This is a genomic window from Undibacterium sp. Rencai35W, assembly GCF_049340185.1.
Classification (GTDB): Bacteria; Pseudomonadota; Gammaproteobacteria; order Burkholderiales; family Burkholderiaceae_D; genus Undibacterium.
In genome coordinates this window covers 346,570-364,798 of record NZ_JBMPPC010000001.1, presented here as the reverse complement: position 1 = coordinate 364,798, position 18,229 = coordinate 346,570, and the positions used below count along the sequence as shown (strand labels likewise).

Here is an 18,229-nt window from a genome sequence, read left to right as displayed (position 1 = left end):
TTTACTTCACATTCAAATTAATAACATTGCTTTCTTTAGTCGCAGCAATATTCAAAGACGTTCCGCGCAATGTACCGTCAACGCCGGCGGCATTGCCAATTTTGATCTGCAAAGCTTCTTTTACATCAAAGCTCTCTTCCGTACCCGCTTTAGCAAGATGCGATGTGACGACCGTGCCATTTTCACGCTTAATTTGTATCCACGAATCCTGACGGAATTTAAATTTCATCAGATTTGCAGACTGCTCCAGTGCGGCAGAATTATTCGCGACTGACGCAGGCAATGCAGGTTGGCTGGCTGTAGAAACAACCAAAGGCGTCGCTTGGGCAAGCGTCTGCGGAACTACTGCAGGATTGCTGGCAACCTGCTCAGACACAGGTGCTGGCCTGGACACTTCAGGTTCTTTATCCACAGTACTAGCAGCCACTTCTGTGTTCTTTTCAGAATTGACGCGAATTGCCGGAACAGGTGAGGCTGCCATCAATTCTGCCGAATCAGAAACATTTGAGGCCACAGTTTCAGGCGCAGAAACTAGTTGATGAGATAACAATTTTTGCATTAAGCCATTGTGCTCAAGTTTTTGAACGGCAAAAAAACCCGCCGCCAATATAGCCAATACAACCGCGCCCCAAATATATTTACTATTCGTCGGATCCTGGCGCCCCATCAAAGGCAATTTAGACTCAAGGAAAGGGGTAGTCAATGCAGGTCGCAAATGAGGAAATTCGGCAACAGCAGCCGACTCCTGAGGTAATTTCGCGAGTATCGGCTCAGCATCAATCTTCAGCAACTTAGCATAGGAGCGGATAAACCCACGCACAATCACCATTTTAGGCAAAGCATCGAACTGATTTGCCTCCAGAGCGATAATCTGACGCGCAGACAGTTTCAATTGCTCAGCGACTTGCTGAACAGTCCAGTCTTTTTGCGATCTTGCTACAGTGAGCATCGCACCCGCAGTTTGTGGGGCGGCGTGATTTTTTTGTTCGGAATCTTCGGTAACCGCAGAGGTATTCAATTGTTCCACTGACAAATTCAACCCTGCATCACTCATCAAAAGCCCCGCGCTGGAATAATAAATATTCTTTAGAGTTCGGATGACGTCGACGCAATTGCGTGCCAAGGCCGCTGACAGCAGACTGATCACCGAGTTTATTTTCTACTTTAATTGCAAGCCACAAGACGTCAGCCGCATAGACTTCATCCTTCAGAACACGATTAACATAAAATTTCGCCTTCTCATATTCGCCTCTGTCGTAGTACACCTTGGACAAATTGGCATTGATCGTCAAGCTAGCCGGGTCTGCACGAAAACCCATTAAGAAATATTTTTCAGCCGCGACCAGATCCTTCAAACGCAAACTACAAACCCCGGCATTGTTCAACGCCTTGGCAGGAGTAGGATAGCTAGAGTCTAGAATGACACGTTCAAAATACGGCATCGCCTGCTTTTCATGGCCGTTATTACATAGAAACCAACCGTAGTTATTTGCGATGTCTGAATTATTCGGCGCCAGCTTTAATGCATGCTGAAAATTATCTTCAGCCAATTGCTTTTCGCCCATATCCATAAAAATAAGTGCTCTGACGCTATAGGCATCCACCAAGTCCGGCTCAACCAGCAAAGCCTGGCGAATCTCGTCCAGTGCGACCTTTTGTTGACCTTGCTGATAATAGCCAATTGCCAATTGCATACGAATTGCTGCTCGCTTCTGCAGCTCCGCCTTTTCAAGGCTAGGCGTCGATTCTTGCGATGATCCCTCAAGCTTTTTGCTTGCACATGCGGACAAAATCAGCGCCAACAACACGCCAGATAAAACACGGTAGTGCAATCTAAAAATTTTCACTGAGTGATCTCCACGATCTTGCCAAAATTTTTACCGAACTTGGTTTGGTATTCCGCCATTTTTTGCATGCGCTCCTGCACACGCGTCCTATCCTGCACTTCACCTGCCAACTGCCCGCATGCAGCATCAATGTCATCACCGCGCGTTTTACGTATTGTCGTCACCAGACCTGCATCCATCAGCACCTGAGCAAATGCCTTGATACGTGGATTAGCCGAGCGCTTCAGGCCAGACTCTGGGAAAGGATTAAACGGAATCAAATTAAACTTGCAAGGCACATTTTTAACCAGCTGCAGCAATTCGCGCGCATGCTGATCCGTATCATTAACACCATCCAGCATGCAATACTCAAAGGTAATGAAATCACGCGGCGCGAATTCCAGGTAACGTTTGCATGCGGCCATCAATTCTTGCAAAGGATGTTTTTTATTTAAAGGAATCAAGCTGTCACGCAGGGCATCATTCGACGCATGCAGAGACACCGCCAAAGCCACGGCACACTCTTGAGACAACTTATCAATCATGGGCACTACGCCACTAGTCGACAACGTAACACGGCGACGTGACAAGCCATAAGCATTATCATCCAGCATCAAACGCAGAGCCGTGACAGTCGGCTCAAAATTCAACAGAGGCTCACCCATTCCCATCATGACAACATTAGTGATCTGACGCTCACCCTTGGGCCCGGGCGGAACACCTTTGGTCTGACGCAGCAAAAACTCAGCCATCCATAACTGGCCAATAATTTCACCCACGCTCAAATTACGATTAAAGCCCTGTTTACCAGTAGAACAAAAGCGGCAATTCACCGCACAACCAGCCTGGGTAGAAATACATAAAGTACCGCGATTTTCTTCTGGAATAAATACGGTTTCAACCGCGTTGCCCTGTCCCACATCCAACAACCACTTACGCGTCCCATCCGTTGAGGTATGGTCGCTGATAATGGCGGGAGCGGCAATAAAAGCACGTGTTGATAGTTTTTCACGGAGAGACTTAGCGAGATCGCTCATCTCTTCAAAATTGCTGGCACCAAACTGGTGTATCCAGCGCTGCAATTGTTTCGCACGAAACGGCTTCTCACCCAACTCACCGCAGTAAGCGATAAGTTGAGCAGGATCCAGATCCAACAAATTGGTGAGTGCCGTCATATACATCTTCTTTCACGCCTTGCCTCTGCAATCAGGCAAATACAAGGCGACGTTACAATAAAACGATTAACGTGAGTACACGTTCAACGCAGGGAAGAAGTAAGCGATTTCGACAGCCGCTGTTTCAGCTGCGTCGGAACCGTGTACTGCATTTGCGTCGATGGATTCAGCGAAATCAGCACGGATTGTGCCTTTTTCTGCCTTCTTAGGATCAGTTGCGCCCATCAGATCACGATTTTTCAAAATCGCGCCTTCGCCTTCCAACGCTTGCACAAAAACTGGACCGGAGATCATGAAATCAACCAGATCCTTGAAAAATGGGCGAGCTGCGTGAACTGCGTAGAAACCTTCTGCTTCAGCACGTGACAACTGTGTCAGGCGAGCGGCAACTACTTTCAAACCAGCTGCTTCAAAACGGCTGACAATTTGACCAATCACATTTTTTGCAACTGCGTCAGGCTTAATAATAGACAATGTGCGTTCGATAGCCATCTAAAAAACTCCAATAAAATGAAAGGGTTAAGACAAAATTTCAAGAATTCATCTAACCTTAGATTTTATCACGAAACAGCAATAGCTAGGTAAGTTGTCAATGAAAGCTATTACCGTTGAGAATTATTTTCTTTATTGACATGAATTGCAAGTCTTTCATGCAAAAGATGTCTGGATACAAGCTAAGCAATGTTAACGAATTCAGCTAAACGCTTATAAAAAGAGTCGAAATGCATCCGTTTTTTCAAAAATGGAGGGAGTATGCTTAAAATATATACTAAATGCGCACTATAACCGGGCACATTAAAAATATACACCCCCTCAGTATAAACAATATAGCGAAATCAAATTAAGTCAAAAACTGCCATCGATTCCACATGAGAGGTATGCGGAAACATATTAACGACGCCCGCAAAGCTCAGTCTATAGCCCGCCTGACTGACTAACATGCCAGCATCTCTTGCCAAAGTAGACGGACTGCATGAGACGTAGACGATACGCTTAGGCTTCAGCTCTGGAGCAATATCACCCAAATCAATCAAAGCCTGACATACCGCCATCGCGCCGTCGCGAGGTGGATCGACCAGGAAGCGGTCAAATTTACCTAGAGCAACAAAATCTTGCGCCGTAATTTCAAATAAATTCCGCGTGCTGAATGAGGTTGATTTATGCAATCCGTTCGCCAGCGCATTTTCTTGCGCGCGCTCAGTCAAGGTATCACTCCCCTCAATACCCACAACCTCTTTCGCCATCGTCGCAATGGGTAAAGTGAAATTACCCAGACCGCAGAACAAATCCGCAATCCGCTCATCTGCCTGAACATCCAGCATACGCAAGGCGCGCTCGACCAGTACGCGGTTGATATGGTGGTTGACCTGCGTAAAATCGGTCGGTTTAAACGGCATCTTGATACCAAACTCTGGCAATAGATAATGCAATTCGCTTTGCTCGGGATAAAACGGCGTTGCGGTCTCCGGACCTTTTGTCTGCAACCACCACTGAACAGCATATTGATCTGCAAACACCCGTAATTTCACCTCATCGTCAGCACTCAAAGGTGCCATGATGCGCAAGACCATCGCAGTCACGCCCTCGCCGATACCAAGTTCAATTTGCGGTAACTCATCAACAATAGACAAACTTGCGACCAGGGCGCGCAGCGGCATCAACATTGCGGAGACATGCGGCGGTAGTATTTCGCAAGTTTCCATATTGGCGACGTAACGGGATTTTTTCTCGTGAAAACCGACCAGCACGGTACCTTTTTTCTGCACATTACGCACCGACAAACGAGCACGGTAACGATATCCCCAGGTGGGGCCATAAATTGGGCGCAACATGGTATCTGCCTTAACCTTACCGAGATGCCAGAGATTGTCCTCCAGCACCCGCTGCTTCATTGCAACCTGCGCACTGGCATCCAGATGCTGCATAGAGCAACCGCCACACAGACCGAAGTAGGCACATTTAGGCTTCACCCTTTGTGAAGATTCGTGCACCAGTTGCGTCATCGTTGCGGCTTCCCAGCTTGGCTTTTTCCTGAAAGTTTGAAAGCCCACTTCTTCGCCTGGCAAAGCTCCCTCGACAAAGACAACTTTACCAGGACTGCCGTCTTCATTTTCAATATGGCCAACGCCGCGGGCGTCCATATCAAGGGAGCGGATATTAATTGTTTTCATATTGAACAATACATGACATACATGCCATGCAGATTAGGAAATATTCAGAAAGCGGGATTATAAGAGAATCTGACTGGTCACCCGCAATTGATGCAGAGAATTTGCGTCAAGACCCTTCGCAGGCAAAAAAAACAGGCTGCCAAACGGAGTCGCAACTACAACAAAGCATCCCTGCCTACGCCACGCGAGGCAAATGAGCGCTTCAGCTTAATCAGCGCCTCTTGCTGAATCTGGCGCACACGCTCACGGGTAATACCCATTTCATCGGCCAAGGTTTCCAGAGTAGCTGGATCATCGTTATCCAGACCAAAACGGCGCACAATCACAATTCTTTGCTTATCCGGCAATTTAGACAGCCAGTCACGTACCAGAATCGTCATTTCGTGATGCTCTGCGCGAATATCAGGTGTATCTTCACTGTCGCCAGGCAACATATCCATCAGGCTAGACTGCGGATCATTATCGAGCGGCGTATCAAGTGAGGTTGCGTGTTCTGATAGCGCCAGAATATCTTGCACCTCATCAATCGGGCGGTCTACCAGATGCGCAATATCCTCCAGTGCGGCATCACGACCATCATGCTGCTGTGACTCAAGATGATATTTTGCACGAAGAATTTGATTCAGTTCGCGGACCATATGCACCGGCAAACGAATAGTTCGCGCCTGGTTCATGATAGCGCGCTCAATGCTCTGGCGTATCCACCAGGTGGCATAAGTAGAAAAACGGAAGCCACGCTCAGGCTCAAACTTATCGATGGCATGCATCAGACCGAGATTACCCTCCTCGATCATGTCGAGCAGAGCCACTCCGCGATTGATGTAGTGTTTGGCGATCGAGACAACCAGACGCAAATTATGCTCAATCATTTTTTGACGAGCTTCAAAATTTCCCTGCTTCGCCAAGGTCGCATAATGCAGCTCTTCTGCGACTGCAAACAGTGGTCGCGTACCGATCTGATTCAGATAATGTTGCGTCGTATCAGTGGATAATTCCGCAGCTAGTACCGTTTTTAATTCATCAATCGGTGCGACGATTAATGAAACAGGATTATCGCTTTGTCCATCCTGATTATCCTGAACTTCGTCACCCTCGTCTTCAGAGAAGTCTGAGGGTACAGCCAACTGCTCAGTCGCCACATCAACGCGGCGCTCCTGATCTTCATCTATTTCAGTCGATTGCAGTTGATGCTTGGAGGAAGTTTTCGGCATAGTTGAGTTAATAAAACGACTTATCCTATTTTAATGATGGTTAGCAGACTCACCGGAACTATGTTGATCGACAGGTGTTGATATCACTCACTCTTACTGCTGACGTGGCAAAAATTTTGAAGGATCAACCGGCTTACCTTGTTGACGAATTTCAAAATGCAGCTTGACCGCATCACTATCTGAATTTCCCATTTCTGCGATTTTTTGCCCTTTATTAATCGCCTGACCTTCTTTAACTAAAATCGCTTTGTTGTGCGCATAAGCCGAAAGCAAGGTGCTGGTGTGCTTGATGATAACAAGATTACCATAACCGCGTATCCCGCTACCTGCATACATGACCTTACCGGCACCTGCGGCCAAGACATCCTGTCCCAATTTACCCGAAATATCCAAGCCCTTATTTTTAGCCTCGTCATAGCCCGCAATGACCTTACCATCTGCAGGCCACATCCAGTCAACCGCCTCACCATCGACAGGTACTGGAATCACGTCAGCCGGTTTAGATGGAGTCGTCACTTCGGTTTTTGGAGCATTGGCAAGGGCTGGCGGAACGACAGAAGCAAGGGACGCATTTGGCGCATCTGATTTTTGCATATCGGCCAGCGTCGCTTCGGAATAAGGTCGTTTATCGCCACGCGGAGAGGTTTTATTCGTTGACGGATTCACCGATGATAAAGGTCGGACCTCCACGCCAGGGCTCGCAATGACGGCAGCGGTCTGTACTGTGGCACTACCATCAGGAGGCGCTACGCGTAGTACCTGATCAACCTTGATGTCATTCGGATTTTTAAGATTATTCCAGGTCACGATATCGCTGTAACTTTGACCGTGATCCAAGGCGATACGAAATAAAGTGTCGCCTTTTTTAACGATGTAAGTATTGCGGGTATCTACCGGCTTAGCAACCGGTTTAGTCGAAGTCGTTGCCGATCCTTTTAAGGTATCGGGATTGCTGTTATCAGTGCCACGCTCGACCACCGGGGCATTATTTGGCGTCGTGCTACAGGCACTGACCAATGCCAGCAAAATTGATCCTGCGGCTAATTTTAATTTCTTCATACTCATTACTAATTCACTTGATTAAACATGCGCGCTTCGAGATCAGATCACGCCTTGGTGCAAAGGGACGAAATGACAGTGTTCCAGTACAGAACTTTTCCACTCATTTTTCGCCGTACGTTGAATTAATTGCAGAACTTGCTTGGCCCCACCGACAGGAGCAATTAAACGTCCACCTATTGTCAGTTGCTCCAGCAGCGCTTTGGGCACTTCCATTCCTGCTGCAGCCATAATGATACCGTCAAACGGCGCGACCTGAGGCAATCCGAGCATGCCATCGCCGTAATGCAAGCGAATATTCGCAATCCGCATCGGTCGCAAATTGTTTTTCGCCAGCTCATGCAGAGCTTTTATGCGCTCGATAGAAAACACCTCTTTTGCCACCAGCGATAATACGGCAGCCTGATATCCGCAGCCCGTACCAATTTCCAGCACACGGTGTAGAGTGCCACCATCACGCATAATCTCTGTCATTCGGGCGACAATATACGGTTGTGAAATAGTCTGATGATGGCCGATAGGAAGTGAGGCATCAATATAAGCCTGGCTAGCCAACCCTGACTGCACAAAGAGATGTCTTGGTATTGCATCCAACGCGGATAACACAAGCTGATCCTTGACGCCCTGCTGCGCCACCCGGGCGACCATCGCACGCCGCACCGCATCCGATACCAACGGACTGCCACGAGATGATTCGAGTGTGATTTTATTCTGACTGATGTTACCGTCAGACATCGGCTGACCAGTGGCAAATTGTTTTTTTACAGGCCCATGCGTCATCGCGTTTTGCATTGCCGTTTGCTGCGTTGCCGTCTTTGGAGAATGTACCGGCCGGCTTGTGGCTTTACCTGGCGCATCAACGACCGAGGACAAGCTGAGAGGGAAGCGTTTGCCGTCCTTATTCATATCTCGCCAGCTCCGAATTCACTTTGCAATTGCGCCAATTGGCGCATATTGGTTAAATCAATTTGCAACGGCGTCAGTGATACATAACCCTGCCCTGTCACATAAAAATCGGTTCCCTCACCAGCATCTTTTGCCATACCTGGCGGACCGATCCAATAGATATCCCGGCCATGTGGATCACGTGCTTTAATCACCGGTTCAGACGTATGACGCTTTCCTAATCTAGCGGCTTTAACTCCCTTGATCTGCGCATAATCTAGATTAGGAATATTCACATTCAACAAAAACGGCTGACTCAAAGTCGGAAAACCTTGTTCTATCATCTCACGCGCGGTTCTTGCCGCAGAATCGAGATGTGACCAGCCCTTTTCCACCTGAGAGAACGCGATTGCAGGAATACCAAACAAATACCCCTCAGTCGCTGCGGCAACGGTACCGGAGTACAAGGTATCGTCACCCATGTTTTGTCCTTGATTGATACCAGATACAATCAAATCGGGTCTGGTCTGCATGATTGCCGTCAAAGCGATATGAACGCAATCTGAGGGCGTACCATTCACGAAATAATAACCATTAGCCGCACGATAGGCAGACAGGGGACGATCCAGCGTCAACGCGTTGGAACTGCCAGAACGGTTACTATCCGGCGCTACTACGGTCACCTCTGCGATCGAGGATAAAGCATCTGCCAGGGCAATGATGCCGGGCGCAAGGTAACCATCGTCATTACTGATCAGGATTTTCATGATGAACATTTTAACCGATGCAACTTTGTAAAATCAGACAACAAGTAGTTTTTTACGGCATAATCATAAAATCAAACGACCGTACTATTTTAATCAGGAGACAAAAACATGAAAGCGGTATTGTGCAAAGCCTGGGGCTTACCCGACACGCTGGTAGTAGAAGATTTACCGGACTTGGTAGCCGGTGCCGGACAAGTTGTCATCGATGTCAAAGCAGCCGGTGTTAACTTTCCCGACGTCTTGATCATCCAGAATAAATATCAATTTAAACCTGAGCTGCCGTTCACTCCTGGCAGTGAACTTTCTGGTGTTGTACGCGCCGTCGGTGAGGGTGTCAGCAAGATAAATGTGGGTGACAAGGTCATTGCCTTCATCGGACACGGTGCATTTGCCCAGCAAGTAATCGCCCCTGCTCAGGCTGTAATGCCTATGCCTCCTGATATGGATTTTGATACCGCTGCGGCCATCACACTAACTTATGGCACATCACATCATGCGGTTGTTGATCGCGCTCAACTCAAAGCAGGCGAAACCATGCTGGTACTTGGCGCGGCAGGCGGTGTCGGTCTGGCAGCGATAGAAATTGGCAAAGCATTAGGTGCACGCGTTATTGCGGCAGCTTCCTCCGATGAAAAACTGGCTATCTGTAAAGAGCATGGTGCAGATCTGACCATCAATTACAGCACCGAAGATTTGCGTGAAGCGATCAAAGCCGCCACCGATGGTAAAGGTCCGGATGTGATTTACGATCCGGTCGGTGGCATTTACGCAGAGCCAGCATTTCGCTCCATCGCATGGCGCGGACGCTATCTCGTGATCGGATTTGCAAACGGTGAAATTCCTAAACTACCTTTAAACCTGACGCTGCTCAAAGGTGCGTCTTTAGTCGGCGTATTTTGGGGTGAATTTGCCAAACGTGAACCCAAAGCGAATATGGCAGCAATGCGCGAACTGATGGGCTGGTTAGCCGAAGGTAAAATCAAACCGCATATCTCTGGTCGTTATGCATTAAAAGATACTGCAATCGCGCTGAACGATATATCAGCGCGCAAAGTAACAGGTAAAGTCGTTATCCAACCCGAAAAATAAGTTCATATGAACTTAAAGTTTGTTAGTAAGTTAGCGAACCGGGAGCAAGAGTGAAGCAGGACAGCACAAAAGTGAGATCTAGATTACCAGCCAGCCTGTCAGGTTAACTTATCTCCCGATTTGATTATTTCGTTCTTTGACTATGTCACGCTTAGCTGACTTTAGCTCAGCTGACTTCACAAGGCATCAACATCCCCCATAAAAAAAGCACCTCACGAAGAGGTGCTTTTTTATTCTGCCCAACATGTCCACTATCGAATCACGCCATCAATTACCAGGCGTTGAAGCATCCCCTAACCAATAGCGATTAATATCCTTCAGCCCCCACTTGACCGCATCCTCGCGGGCTACGATTTTATCTTGCAATCCTGGGCCTGCAAGATCAAGCAGCTCAGGCATGATATACGCCATTGATTTAATAGAAAAAAATACCTTCACCTTTGGCGACAACAAAGACTTACCAGTCTGCTGCTCGACAACAACACCGAGCCGGCCCGATTCTAAGCGCACCAGAGTGCCGACCGGGAAGATGCCGATACTTCGGACAAAAGCCTGAAATACCGCCTCATCAAAATGCCCCTTACTCCACTCCGCCATTTTTTTAACGGACTCTGCCGGACACCAACCTTGCTTGTACGGACGGTTCGAAGTGATTGCATCATAGACGTCGCAAACCGCCCCCATCTTCGCAAAAAGGCTGATCTGTTCACCTTTTAACCGCTCTGGATAACCTGAGCCATCAACCTTTTCATGGTGATGCAAGCACACATCGAGCGCCACGTCGCTAATCCCCTCGACTTCAAGCAACATTTTATAACCTGCGACAGGATGCTGTTTAACTGAGACGAACTCGGCGTCTGTCAACTTACCCGGTTTATTCAAAATATCATCGGCCACCATCATCTTACCAATGTCATGCAATAGGCCGGCCAGACCGGCTTCGCGTGTTTGCTCGTCACTCAGACCCAATTGCTTGGATAAAGCAATCATCAAAGCACAGACAGCGATAGAGTGCATATACGTGTAGTCGTCTTTGGTTTTCAACCTCGCCAGACCAATCAACGCACCAGAATTCCGCATGACAGAGCTTGCTATTTCATCGACCAAAGGCAGGACGTTTTCGACTTCGATGGCCTTACCCATGCGGGCTTCATTAAACATCGAAAATACAGCCTGCTTGGATCGGGTCACAATCTTCGCAGCTCGCCCGACTTCGTCTTCCATCGAAACGCTGGGAATCTCGCTGAGAGGAGGCGGAGCAGGCTTAACTATCGCGACGACTTCAGGCTCTGCCACATGAATTGCAGGAACCGGAGGCTCTGGCTCAGCCTCTACATAGACATCTACCCCTTTGCTGGTATCGATCCAGGCTTCTTTAATTTTGGTGCTCAAAACCTTGGTTAAGATGTTTTGATCATCAATCATGAAAGATTTTTGCCAGAACGGTGTATCCATCCAGGAACTACATAATTCCTGTACATACATACCAACTCGCAGCTGCTTTATTTCAATTTTCTTCAGCATGTTTGATCTTCATTGCCTGATCTGTATCGACTATTCATTATCGTATCACCGATAAACAATGAAGGATGACGAATTTTAAGCAGATCCTTTGATCTATCTCTGATGTCATATTGACGGGACTCTAATTTCTCAAAGACGGTAGATAAATGGGCAATACTCAGATAAAAATCGGCAAGAAAAAAAGTAAAATAATGAATAAATCCATAGACTTGTATTTTAGACTTGTATTTCTCAGTCTTCGATGAAGTACGGGCCTCTTTTAAATCAACCGTTGCAATAAGCGTAAGGGTTTAAAAAAGGATTGCATCGTTTTGTTGCAAATAAACGATAAGTTATACGGGTGCTCTGCAATTTGCTGTGAAAACAATTCAGTCACCGGGATTTGCTTTAACTGCTCTGCTATCTTTCCCCATAAGACAAGAGTCACCGCTGTCATCACTTGTGGTTCTGATTTTGCTTGACGTTCATGGAGGGCAGTCAAAATATGATGCAAGAATGGTTGCCATGCTTTGGCATCTTTGGCCGGCGCGACATCAGACCTGAAAACCAGTGTCGCGTTCAGCAATAAAAATCCTTGGTTCAATAAATTCTGTTGTAAGTCAGGCAAAGTCTGAATCAAATCAGCATCTGGTAATTTTGCTTGCCTTGCAACGACAGACATCGCCGCAATAGAGGTATCCGCTTCAGTTAAATAGCCGTCTGCGACCAGCAGCATTTTTATAAAATTGCGGAGAGAAGTAGCACGATTCACTTTTTTCGATAAGCCGCCACCCGGGTCCGGAGACCATAGATCCCCTACGGCGCCATCCATAAAGCAAAAACCCGTTGCACTCTCCGCTCTTGGATACGGTCCTTCACCAATTAATACATAACGGACGCGATCGATCGGCAATGCAAACGCTGCGAATAAGCGGGTAGCCTCTGGTAAAAAATCAGCGTTTTCTAACTGTGACAAATACGCAGAGTCTGAGCGCTGCAAGTCGGATAAGGCACTCCGTAAGATCGGCACCCATGAAGGATCTGCAAGCATTAACGCTTGTTCAATAAAATTGGGAAATGACAAAGAATACCCTAGCGTTGATTGTCTGGAGCTGAGGCGGGGGGATTAACCACGGGAACCCCACTACTGATTCCGATACCGGGGTTCGGTCCGCTAAAAACCTGACGGTTATTTTGCGGAAATGCGATGGGATTCGGCGGCGGAACTGCTGGGCTATTCATCGCTGCAGACGGTGAAGAAACGATGGTCGCAGAGGGTGGCAATTCAACTCGCTTAGTTATTCCATTTTCGGATATCAGAACATATTGATCATGTACTTCTTGCAGTGTGATGCCTGGAAACAGTTCCTGATTGATACCGATAGCCTGCGCAGGTTTGCCATTGGCGCTCACAATAGCAACGCTATCGTTGAGACGTCTGGCAAGGATGACGCCTTTTAGCTGGTAATTGCTGGCGGCTTGCGCAATCTGGCTGGCGCCAAAAATATTTCCCCATTGCCCCGCACCTGGCTCAAACGCTACCGCTTGGGAAGGCACTGTAACGGCACGTGCCTTTGGCTTAAATAGTTGAATGCCCCAAAAACTGAGCGACATGCAAACGACAATGAACATCAAAAAACTGATGATAAGAGGTACACGCTTCATTTCATTCCTTGATTTCATTCTTTATTTACTGACACCGATGAAGGGCAGGCATACCAGAGATGTTGCCATTGCACAGTCATCGAACCAACTGGTTAATTTCAATAATCGGCATCAGTACCGCAAGCACGATCAACAAGACAACGACACCCATTGCGAGGATCAGCGCAGGTTCCAATAAACCGGCAATTGTCAGTGCACGACGCTCTAGGTCTTGTTCCTGCGCATTCGATGCACGCTCCAACATGGCAGGCAACTCTCCGGTGACTTCGCCAGCACGTATCATATGAATCAACATAGGCGGAAAGTGCTTGTGCGCAGATAGTGCACGGGCGAGCCCCACACCTTCACGCACACTGGCAGTCGCTTCTTCAACCTGGGCTTGCATCGCAACGTTGGACAAAGTCTCCCGACTGGTTTGTAAAGCCCGGAGTATCGGCACACCAGATCCGGTAGTGATCGCGAGGGTATTAGCGAAGCGTGCTGTGTTCAAGCTACGTTCAAACTTACCATAAAGCGGTGCGGTCAAAAGCCAGGTATGCCAGCGCATTTTAACCTCAGGATTTTTAAGCGCAGTACGCCAGGCCCAAAACGCCAGAGCGATGATTATCGCGACATAGATACCGTAATTACGCACAAAGTCAGAAATTGCCAGCATCATCACCGTCAGCAAAGGAAGCTTTTGCTTGGTATTCGCAAACACCGAAACAATCTGCGGCACGACATAAGTCAGCAAAAATATGACGATTAAAAAAGCGACGACCGTTACGATTGCCGGATAAGTAAACGCCAGTTTTACTTTCTGAACCAAGGAGTTACGACGTTCGATATAGTCTGCCAGGCGCGACAAAACACGTGATAAATGACCAATCTGCTCACCCGACGCAACCAGAGCACAATAAATATCGGCAAAGTCATCGGGATGCTGCTTCAAGGCATCGGATAAAGCGGCTCCAGCCATGACCTCTGATCGGATAGAGCCGATTAAATCACGGATATAAGTGCGCTCAGCTTGTTCCAATAAAGCCGAAAACGATTGTTCCAGCGGAAGTCCGGCTTCCAGCAAACTGGCAAGCTGACGTGTGAACAAGGCTAGTTCAACATTGGACAAATGCTCACCGAACAAGCTGCGTCGTTTTTTACCTTCCGCATCTAATTGATTGGCAAGAGCTTCAACAGAAACAGGTAAAAATCCCTGGCTGCGTAAATCAGCACGTGCAGCGCGTGCGCTGTCGGCATTCACTACGCCTTTTTTGCTGGTGCCGTCCTGATCAACGGCTTCGTATCGGAATGCTGGCACGGTTGATTATTCTTTCGTCACACGCAGTAATTCTTCTGGCGTCGTAATGCCAGCACTTAACCAGCGCTCACCGTCTTCTCGCATCGTTCTCATGCCATCTTTCTGTGCAGCCGTACGTATTTCGGCCTCAGCTGCCTGATGATGGATTTGAGCGCGAATTTCTTCCGTCGTCAGCAGCAATTCGTAGACCCCTACCCGCCCCTGATAACCGGTATGTCCACAGTGTTCACAACCCTCGGCATGCCATACTTTGCCGTCAAATCGTTTGCAGTGGACGCATAATTTTCTCACCAAGCGCTGCGCAATGACACCGAGCAAAGACGAGGACAGCAGGAATGGTTCAATCCCCATATCCAGCAAACGCGTGACCGCAGCAGCAGAATCATTAGTGTGCAGCGTAGCCAGCACGAGATGTCCGGTCAGCGACGCCTGAACGGCAATTTGTGCGGTTTCTAAATCACGGATCTCACCGATCATAATCACGTCAGGATCCTGACGTAAGATCGCACGCAAAGCTTTCGCAAACGTCATGTCAATTCGCGTATTTACTTGCGTCTGCCCCACACCGGCAAGCTCATATTCGATAGGATCTTCGACCGTCAGAATATTGGTAGTACCCGCATTAATGCGCGACAGAGCCGCATACAATGTTGTGGTTTTACCTGAACCGGTTGGCCCGGTTACCAGCACAATGCCATGTGGCTGAGCGATTAATTTATCAAATTGCGGCAACACATCGTCACTCATACCAAGCTTACTTAAATCCAGCCGGCCAGCCTCTTTATCGAGCAAACGCAATACTGCACGTTCACCATGCCCCGTCGGCAAAGTCGAAACACGGACATCAACAGGCTTACCACCGATACGCAAAGTAATCCGACCGTCTTGGGGCAAGCGTTTTTCCGCGATATCAAGCTGCGCCATGATTTTGATACGAGAAATCAATGATGCATGGATTCCTTTTTTCGGGCGAACGATATCACGCAAAGATCCGTCAATTCGAAAACGCACAACAGATATTTGTTCAAACGGCTCGATATGAATATCCGAAGCGCCTTCTCGCAAAGCCTGCGTCAACAAGGCATTGATCATACGGATAACCGGCGCGTCGTCTGCGGACTCCAACAAATCCTCGATCGCGGGCATGTCAGACATCAGTTTAGCCAAATCAAGATCAGATTCGACTTCACCGACCACGTCTGCAGCATCGCCGCCAGAGCCAGCGTAGGCCTTGGCAATCAGCTCAAGCAAATCTTCGTGCGGCATGACCTGCAATGTAATCCGGCCAAAGCGGCGCCCGACCTCAGCAATCGCAGCAGGCTTAGTCTGCGTCGACACAGCGAGCGCTACTGAAGAGGTTTCTTTGCTCAGATCTCGACTTGCCAGCACAGAAAAATCTCGAGCAAACGCGTAGGGCAATAAGCGGTTCTCTAGCATGCTCTTATTTACTCTCTTTACTGTCAGCCTTGGACTTATCGACCGCTGTTGCTGCTGGCGCTTTAAATAGTTTACCCTTTTCGATTTCGGGTAACAAAGTCGCTGCGTCAGTTTCTTTAGTCGGCGCAATTTGTGCGCGCATATAGTCATAGCGGTCTAAGGACACGTTATTACTTTGCTCGGCATTGCGAATCACGATAGGCCGGATAAAAATCATCAGACTGGTTTTGCCGCGTGTCTTGGTCTGATATTTAAACAAATTACCCAGCACAGGGATGTCACTCAGCAAAGGTACGCCCTCGTTCGAATCATCTGTCGAGTCCTTCATCAATCCACCAAGCGCAATGATCTGTCCATCGTCAACCAGCACATTCGACTCAATCACACTCTTGTTCGTAATCAGACCTGAGGCATTCACGGTGGTCTTATCGACACTGGATACCTCTTGATAGATCGACATTTTGATCGTACCGCCATCAGATATCTGCGGCTTCACTTTCAGCGCCAAGCCGACGTCTTTACGCTCAACGGTAGTAAAGGGGTTGACGCCACTACTGCCTGTCGATCCGGTCGATGCATATTGTCCGGTAATGAACGGCACGTTTTGACCAACGCTAATTTTTGCCTCTTCATTATCCAGCGTAATCAGAGTAGGAATCGACAAAACGTTGCCATTACCGTTGGATTGCAAGGCATGCGCCAAGGCGCCTAGCCCGAGTTGACCATTCACCTGCTTAAACAGACCCAGAGTCAATCCCGCACCCGGGAGTGTTGATCCGCTACCTGCAATCAGGGAGCCAATATTATTCGTGGTCGATGTCTGAAATGAGGTACCGCCGCCGACCCGGTAATCGCTATTACTATTACCGGACAAACCTAACCATTGAATGCCAAATTCATTTTCTTTATTCGCCTTAATTTCGACAATCAGCGCCTCGACATAGACCTGCGCACGGCGCGCATCCAGCTGATCGATCACACCACGCAGATTACGATAAACCGTTTCGCTTGCTGTAATAATCAAAGTATTGGTAGCGGCATCGGCTTGAATAAATCCACCAGCACCTCCAGCAGATAAACTTCCGCTTGAACTAGTACTGTTCGAACCGAAGCCTGTTGCAGCAGAACCAGTCGTCGCAGATGACGCCAGCCCGCCCGTGGAGCCAATACCTGTTCCTGATGTGGATGGCGTATTAGCTGACAGATTGGATGTGGAACTGCTTGGCAAAGAGCTGTCTTGCGTCACGATAGAGCGCAATGTCTGCGCCAGCTTTACCGCTTCCGCATTTTTCAGGTATACGACATGGACATTACCTGGCAAGGTCGTTGGCTGATCGAGTTTGGCAATCAAAGATTTGAGCAAATTTCCGCGCGCACTGGAAGGCGCTTTGACCATGATCGAATTAGTACGCGGATCAGCGAGCAAAATAGCTTTTCCCGCATCTGCCGATGCACCGGACGTCTCGGTCAGTTTTGCTACCATCGCCGCCAGATCACTGGCAATCGCGTGTTTGACCGGGATAACATCAACATCATTAGAGGCCGGTACATCAAGCGCATTGATGATTTTAGTCAGGCGCTTGATATTGTCGGCATAATCGGTAATGACAACGGAGTTATTACCCGGATTCGCATTGATCGTATTATTCGGCGAAATCAGAGGCCGCAATACCGTCACGATATTATTTGCCGATTCATAATTCAAGCGATAGATCTGCGTTGCGACCTGATCGCCTTTCAGTGCCTCAGCTTGAATAGGACCTGCCTGCAATTTAGCATCTGACTCCGGTACAACTTTTGAATAACCGTCGCCAGTCACTACTGAATATCCTTGCAAACGCAAGCTGGATGTCAGCAATTTAAACGCCTGGTCCTTGGTTAAAGGTTTTTCTGATACCAGATTAATCTGCCCTTTTACCCGCGGATCGATGATAAACGTCACACCGGTGTAATGCCCGATAGCTTTGACCACCGACTCAATATCAGCACCGACAAAATTGAGGGCCGCTGTATTTTGCCCCGGATCCTGCGCATGCGCGGGAAACGAGCCAGAGCATAGAAAAGCCGCGCTCAACAAAGCGACCAAGGGGAGTCGGCGCACATTCACGCCATGTTGTACTGATACGTTCATCGCAGATCTTGCT

General features: G+C 48.1%; 16 protein-coding genes. 1 reads left to right on the top strand and 15 read right to left on the bottom strand.

Features of this window, described 5'->3' with window-relative positions; genetic code table 11:
- Position 1: 1 nt before the first annotated feature.
- The 9 genes from ACO0K3_RS01615 to surE all read right to left on the bottom strand — a co-directional run bounded on the left by ACO0K3_RS01615 (position 2) and on the right by surE (position 9,094).
- Positions 2–1,054: a helix-turn-helix domain-containing protein gene (locus ACO0K3_RS01615; RefSeq protein WP_422981277.1), complete on the bottom strand. Its 1,053-nt coding sequence runs from the start codon at positions 1,052–1,054 to the stop codon at positions 2–4.
- On the bottom strand, positions 1,047–1,847 hold the full coding sequence (gene pilW / locus ACO0K3_RS01610; RefSeq protein WP_422981275.1) for a type IV pilus biogenesis/stability protein PilW: 801 nt from the start codon (positions 1,845–1,847) through the stop codon (positions 1,047–1,049). Before pilW ends, ACO0K3_RS01615 begins: the two co-directional genes overlap by 8 nt.
- Positions 1,844–3,001 carry a 23S rRNA (adenine(2503)-C(2))-methyltransferase RlmN gene (gene rlmN / locus ACO0K3_RS01605; RefSeq protein ID WP_422981273.1) on the bottom strand — a complete coding sequence of 386 codons (1,158 nt, stop codon included), beginning with the start codon at positions 2,999–3,001 and terminating at the stop codon, positions 1,844–1,846. The genes pilW and rlmN overlap by 4 nt, the downstream gene beginning before the upstream one ends.
- 66 nt (positions 3,002–3,067) lie before the next feature.
- Positions 3,068–3,493: a nucleoside-diphosphate kinase gene (gene ndk / locus ACO0K3_RS01600; protein WP_422956591.1), complete on the bottom strand. Its 426-nt coding sequence runs from the start codon at positions 3,491–3,493 to the stop codon at positions 3,068–3,070.
- A 344-nt stretch (positions 3,494–3,837) separates the two neighbouring features.
- On the bottom strand, positions 3,838–5,172 hold the full coding sequence (rlmD, locus tag ACO0K3_RS01595; RefSeq protein WP_422958511.1) for a 23S rRNA (uracil(1939)-C(5))-methyltransferase RlmD: 1,335 nt from the start codon (positions 5,170–5,172) through the stop codon (positions 3,838–3,840).
- A gap of 155 nt (positions 5,173–5,327) precedes the next feature.
- Positions 5,328–6,383 (bottom strand): RNA polymerase sigma factor RpoS, encoded by a 1,056-nt coding sequence (gene rpoS / locus ACO0K3_RS01590; RefSeq protein ID WP_422981271.1) that lies wholly within the window; start codon positions 6,381–6,383, stop codon positions 5,328–5,330.
- Positions 6,384–6,476: 93 nt separating this feature from the next.
- On the bottom strand, positions 6,477–7,442 hold the full coding sequence (locus ACO0K3_RS01585; RefSeq protein ID WP_422982087.1) for a peptidoglycan DD-metalloendopeptidase family protein: 966 nt from the start codon (positions 7,440–7,442) through the stop codon (positions 6,477–6,479).
- A 42-nt stretch (positions 7,443–7,484) separates the two neighbouring features.
- Positions 7,485–8,348 (bottom strand): protein-L-isoaspartate(D-aspartate) O-methyltransferase, encoded by an 864-nt coding sequence (locus ACO0K3_RS01580; protein WP_422981269.1) that lies wholly within the window; start codon positions 8,346–8,348, stop codon positions 7,485–7,487.
- Positions 8,345–9,094, bottom strand: a complete 750-nt coding sequence (gene surE / locus ACO0K3_RS01575) for a 5'/3'-nucleotidase SurE (protein WP_422981267.1) — start codon at positions 9,092–9,094, stop codon at positions 8,345–8,347. Before surE ends, ACO0K3_RS01580 begins: the two co-directional genes overlap by 4 nt.
- 108 nt (positions 9,095–9,202) lie before the next feature.
- On the opposite strand from surE, the gene ACO0K3_RS01570 reads away from it, so the two are divergent.
- Positions 9,203–10,183 (top strand): NADPH:quinone oxidoreductase family protein, encoded by a 981-nt coding sequence (locus ACO0K3_RS01570; RefSeq protein WP_422981265.1) that lies wholly within the window; start codon positions 9,203–9,205, stop codon positions 10,181–10,183.
- Between the two features lie 267 nt (positions 10,184–10,450).
- Here ACO0K3_RS01570 and ACO0K3_RS01565 read toward each other — a convergent pair whose 3' ends face one another.
- The 6 genes from ACO0K3_RS01565 to gspD form a co-directional block, all read right to left on the bottom strand.
- Complete coding sequence (locus ACO0K3_RS01565; RefSeq protein ID WP_422981263.1) at positions 10,451–11,707, bottom strand: HD-GYP domain-containing protein; 1,257 nt, start codon at positions 11,705–11,707, stop codon at positions 10,451–10,453.
- 259 nt (positions 11,708–11,966) lie between these two features.
- Entirely contained in the window at positions 11,967–12,737 is a 771-nt protein-coding gene (locus ACO0K3_RS01560) for a uracil-DNA glycosylase (protein WP_422981261.1), read from the bottom strand.
- A gap of 41 nt (positions 12,738–12,778) precedes the next feature.
- Entirely contained in the window at positions 12,779–13,351 is a 573-nt protein-coding gene (locus ACO0K3_RS01555) for a type II secretion system protein N (protein ID WP_422981259.1), read from the bottom strand.
- A gap of 76 nt (positions 13,352–13,427) precedes the next feature.
- Entirely contained in the window at positions 13,428–14,648 is a 1,221-nt protein-coding gene (gene gspF, locus ACO0K3_RS01550) for a type II secretion system inner membrane protein GspF (protein WP_422958519.1), read from the bottom strand.
- A 6-nt stretch (positions 14,649–14,654) separates the two neighbouring features.
- Positions 14,655–16,085, bottom strand: coding sequence for a type II secretion system ATPase GspE (gene gspE, locus ACO0K3_RS01545; RefSeq protein ID WP_422981257.1), 1,431 nt, complete (start codon positions 16,083–16,085; stop codon positions 14,655–14,657).
- Between the two features lie 4 nt (positions 16,086–16,089).
- Positions 16,090–18,216 (bottom strand): type II secretion system secretin GspD, encoded by a 2,127-nt coding sequence (gene gspD, locus ACO0K3_RS01540; protein WP_422981255.1) that lies wholly within the window; start codon positions 18,214–18,216, stop codon positions 16,090–16,092.
- Between the last annotated feature and the right edge of the window lie 13 nt (positions 18,217–18,229).

Coding starts and splice junctions, on each gene's coding strand:
- ACO0K3_RS01615 (WP_422981277.1), bottom strand. CDS start 1,054: ATGAGTGATGCAGGGTTGAATTTGTCAGTGGAACAATTGAATACCTCT.
- rlmN (WP_422981273.1), bottom strand. CDS start 3,001: ATGACGGCACTCACCAATTTGTTGGATCTGGATCCTGCTCAACTTATC.
- ndk (WP_422956591.1), bottom strand. CDS start 3,493: ATGGCTATCGAACGCACATTGTCTATTATTAAGCCTGACGCAGTTGCA.
- rlmD (WP_422958511.1), bottom strand. CDS start 5,172: ATGAAAACAATTAATATCCGCTCCCTTGATATGGACGCCCGCGGCGTT.
- rpoS (WP_422981271.1), bottom strand. CDS start 6,383: ATGCCGAAAACTTCCTCCAAGCATCAACTGCAATCGACTGAAATAGAT.
- ACO0K3_RS01585 (WP_422982087.1), bottom strand. CDS start 7,442: ATGAAGAAATTAAAATTAGCCGCAGGATCAATTTTGCTGGCATTGGTC.
- ACO0K3_RS01580 (WP_422981269.1), bottom strand. CDS start 8,348: ATGAATAAGGACGGCAAACGCTTCCCTCTCAGCTTGTCCTCGGTCGTT.
- surE (WP_422981267.1), bottom strand. CDS start 9,094: ATGAAAATCCTGATCAGTAATGACGATGGTTACCTTGCGCCCGGCATC.
- ACO0K3_RS01570 (WP_422981265.1), top strand. CDS start 9,203: ATGAAAGCGGTATTGTGCAAAGCCTGGGGCTTACCCGACACGCTGGTA.
- ACO0K3_RS01565 (WP_422981263.1), bottom strand. CDS start 11,707: ATGCTGAAGAAAATTGAAATAAAGCAGCTGCGAGTTGGTATGTATGTA.
- ACO0K3_RS01560 (WP_422981261.1), bottom strand. CDS start 12,737: ATGCTTGCAGATCCTTCATGGGTGCCGATCTTACGGAGTGCCTTATCC.
- ACO0K3_RS01555 (WP_422981259.1), bottom strand. CDS start 13,351: ATGAAGCGTGTACCTCTTATCATCAGTTTTTTGATGTTCATTGTCGTT.
- gspE (WP_422981257.1), bottom strand. CDS start 16,085: ATGCTAGAGAACCGCTTATTGCCCTACGCGTTTGCTCGAGATTTTTCT.
- gspD (WP_422981255.1), bottom strand. CDS start 18,216: ATGAACGTATCAGTACAACATGGCGTGAATGTGCGCCGACTCCCCTTG.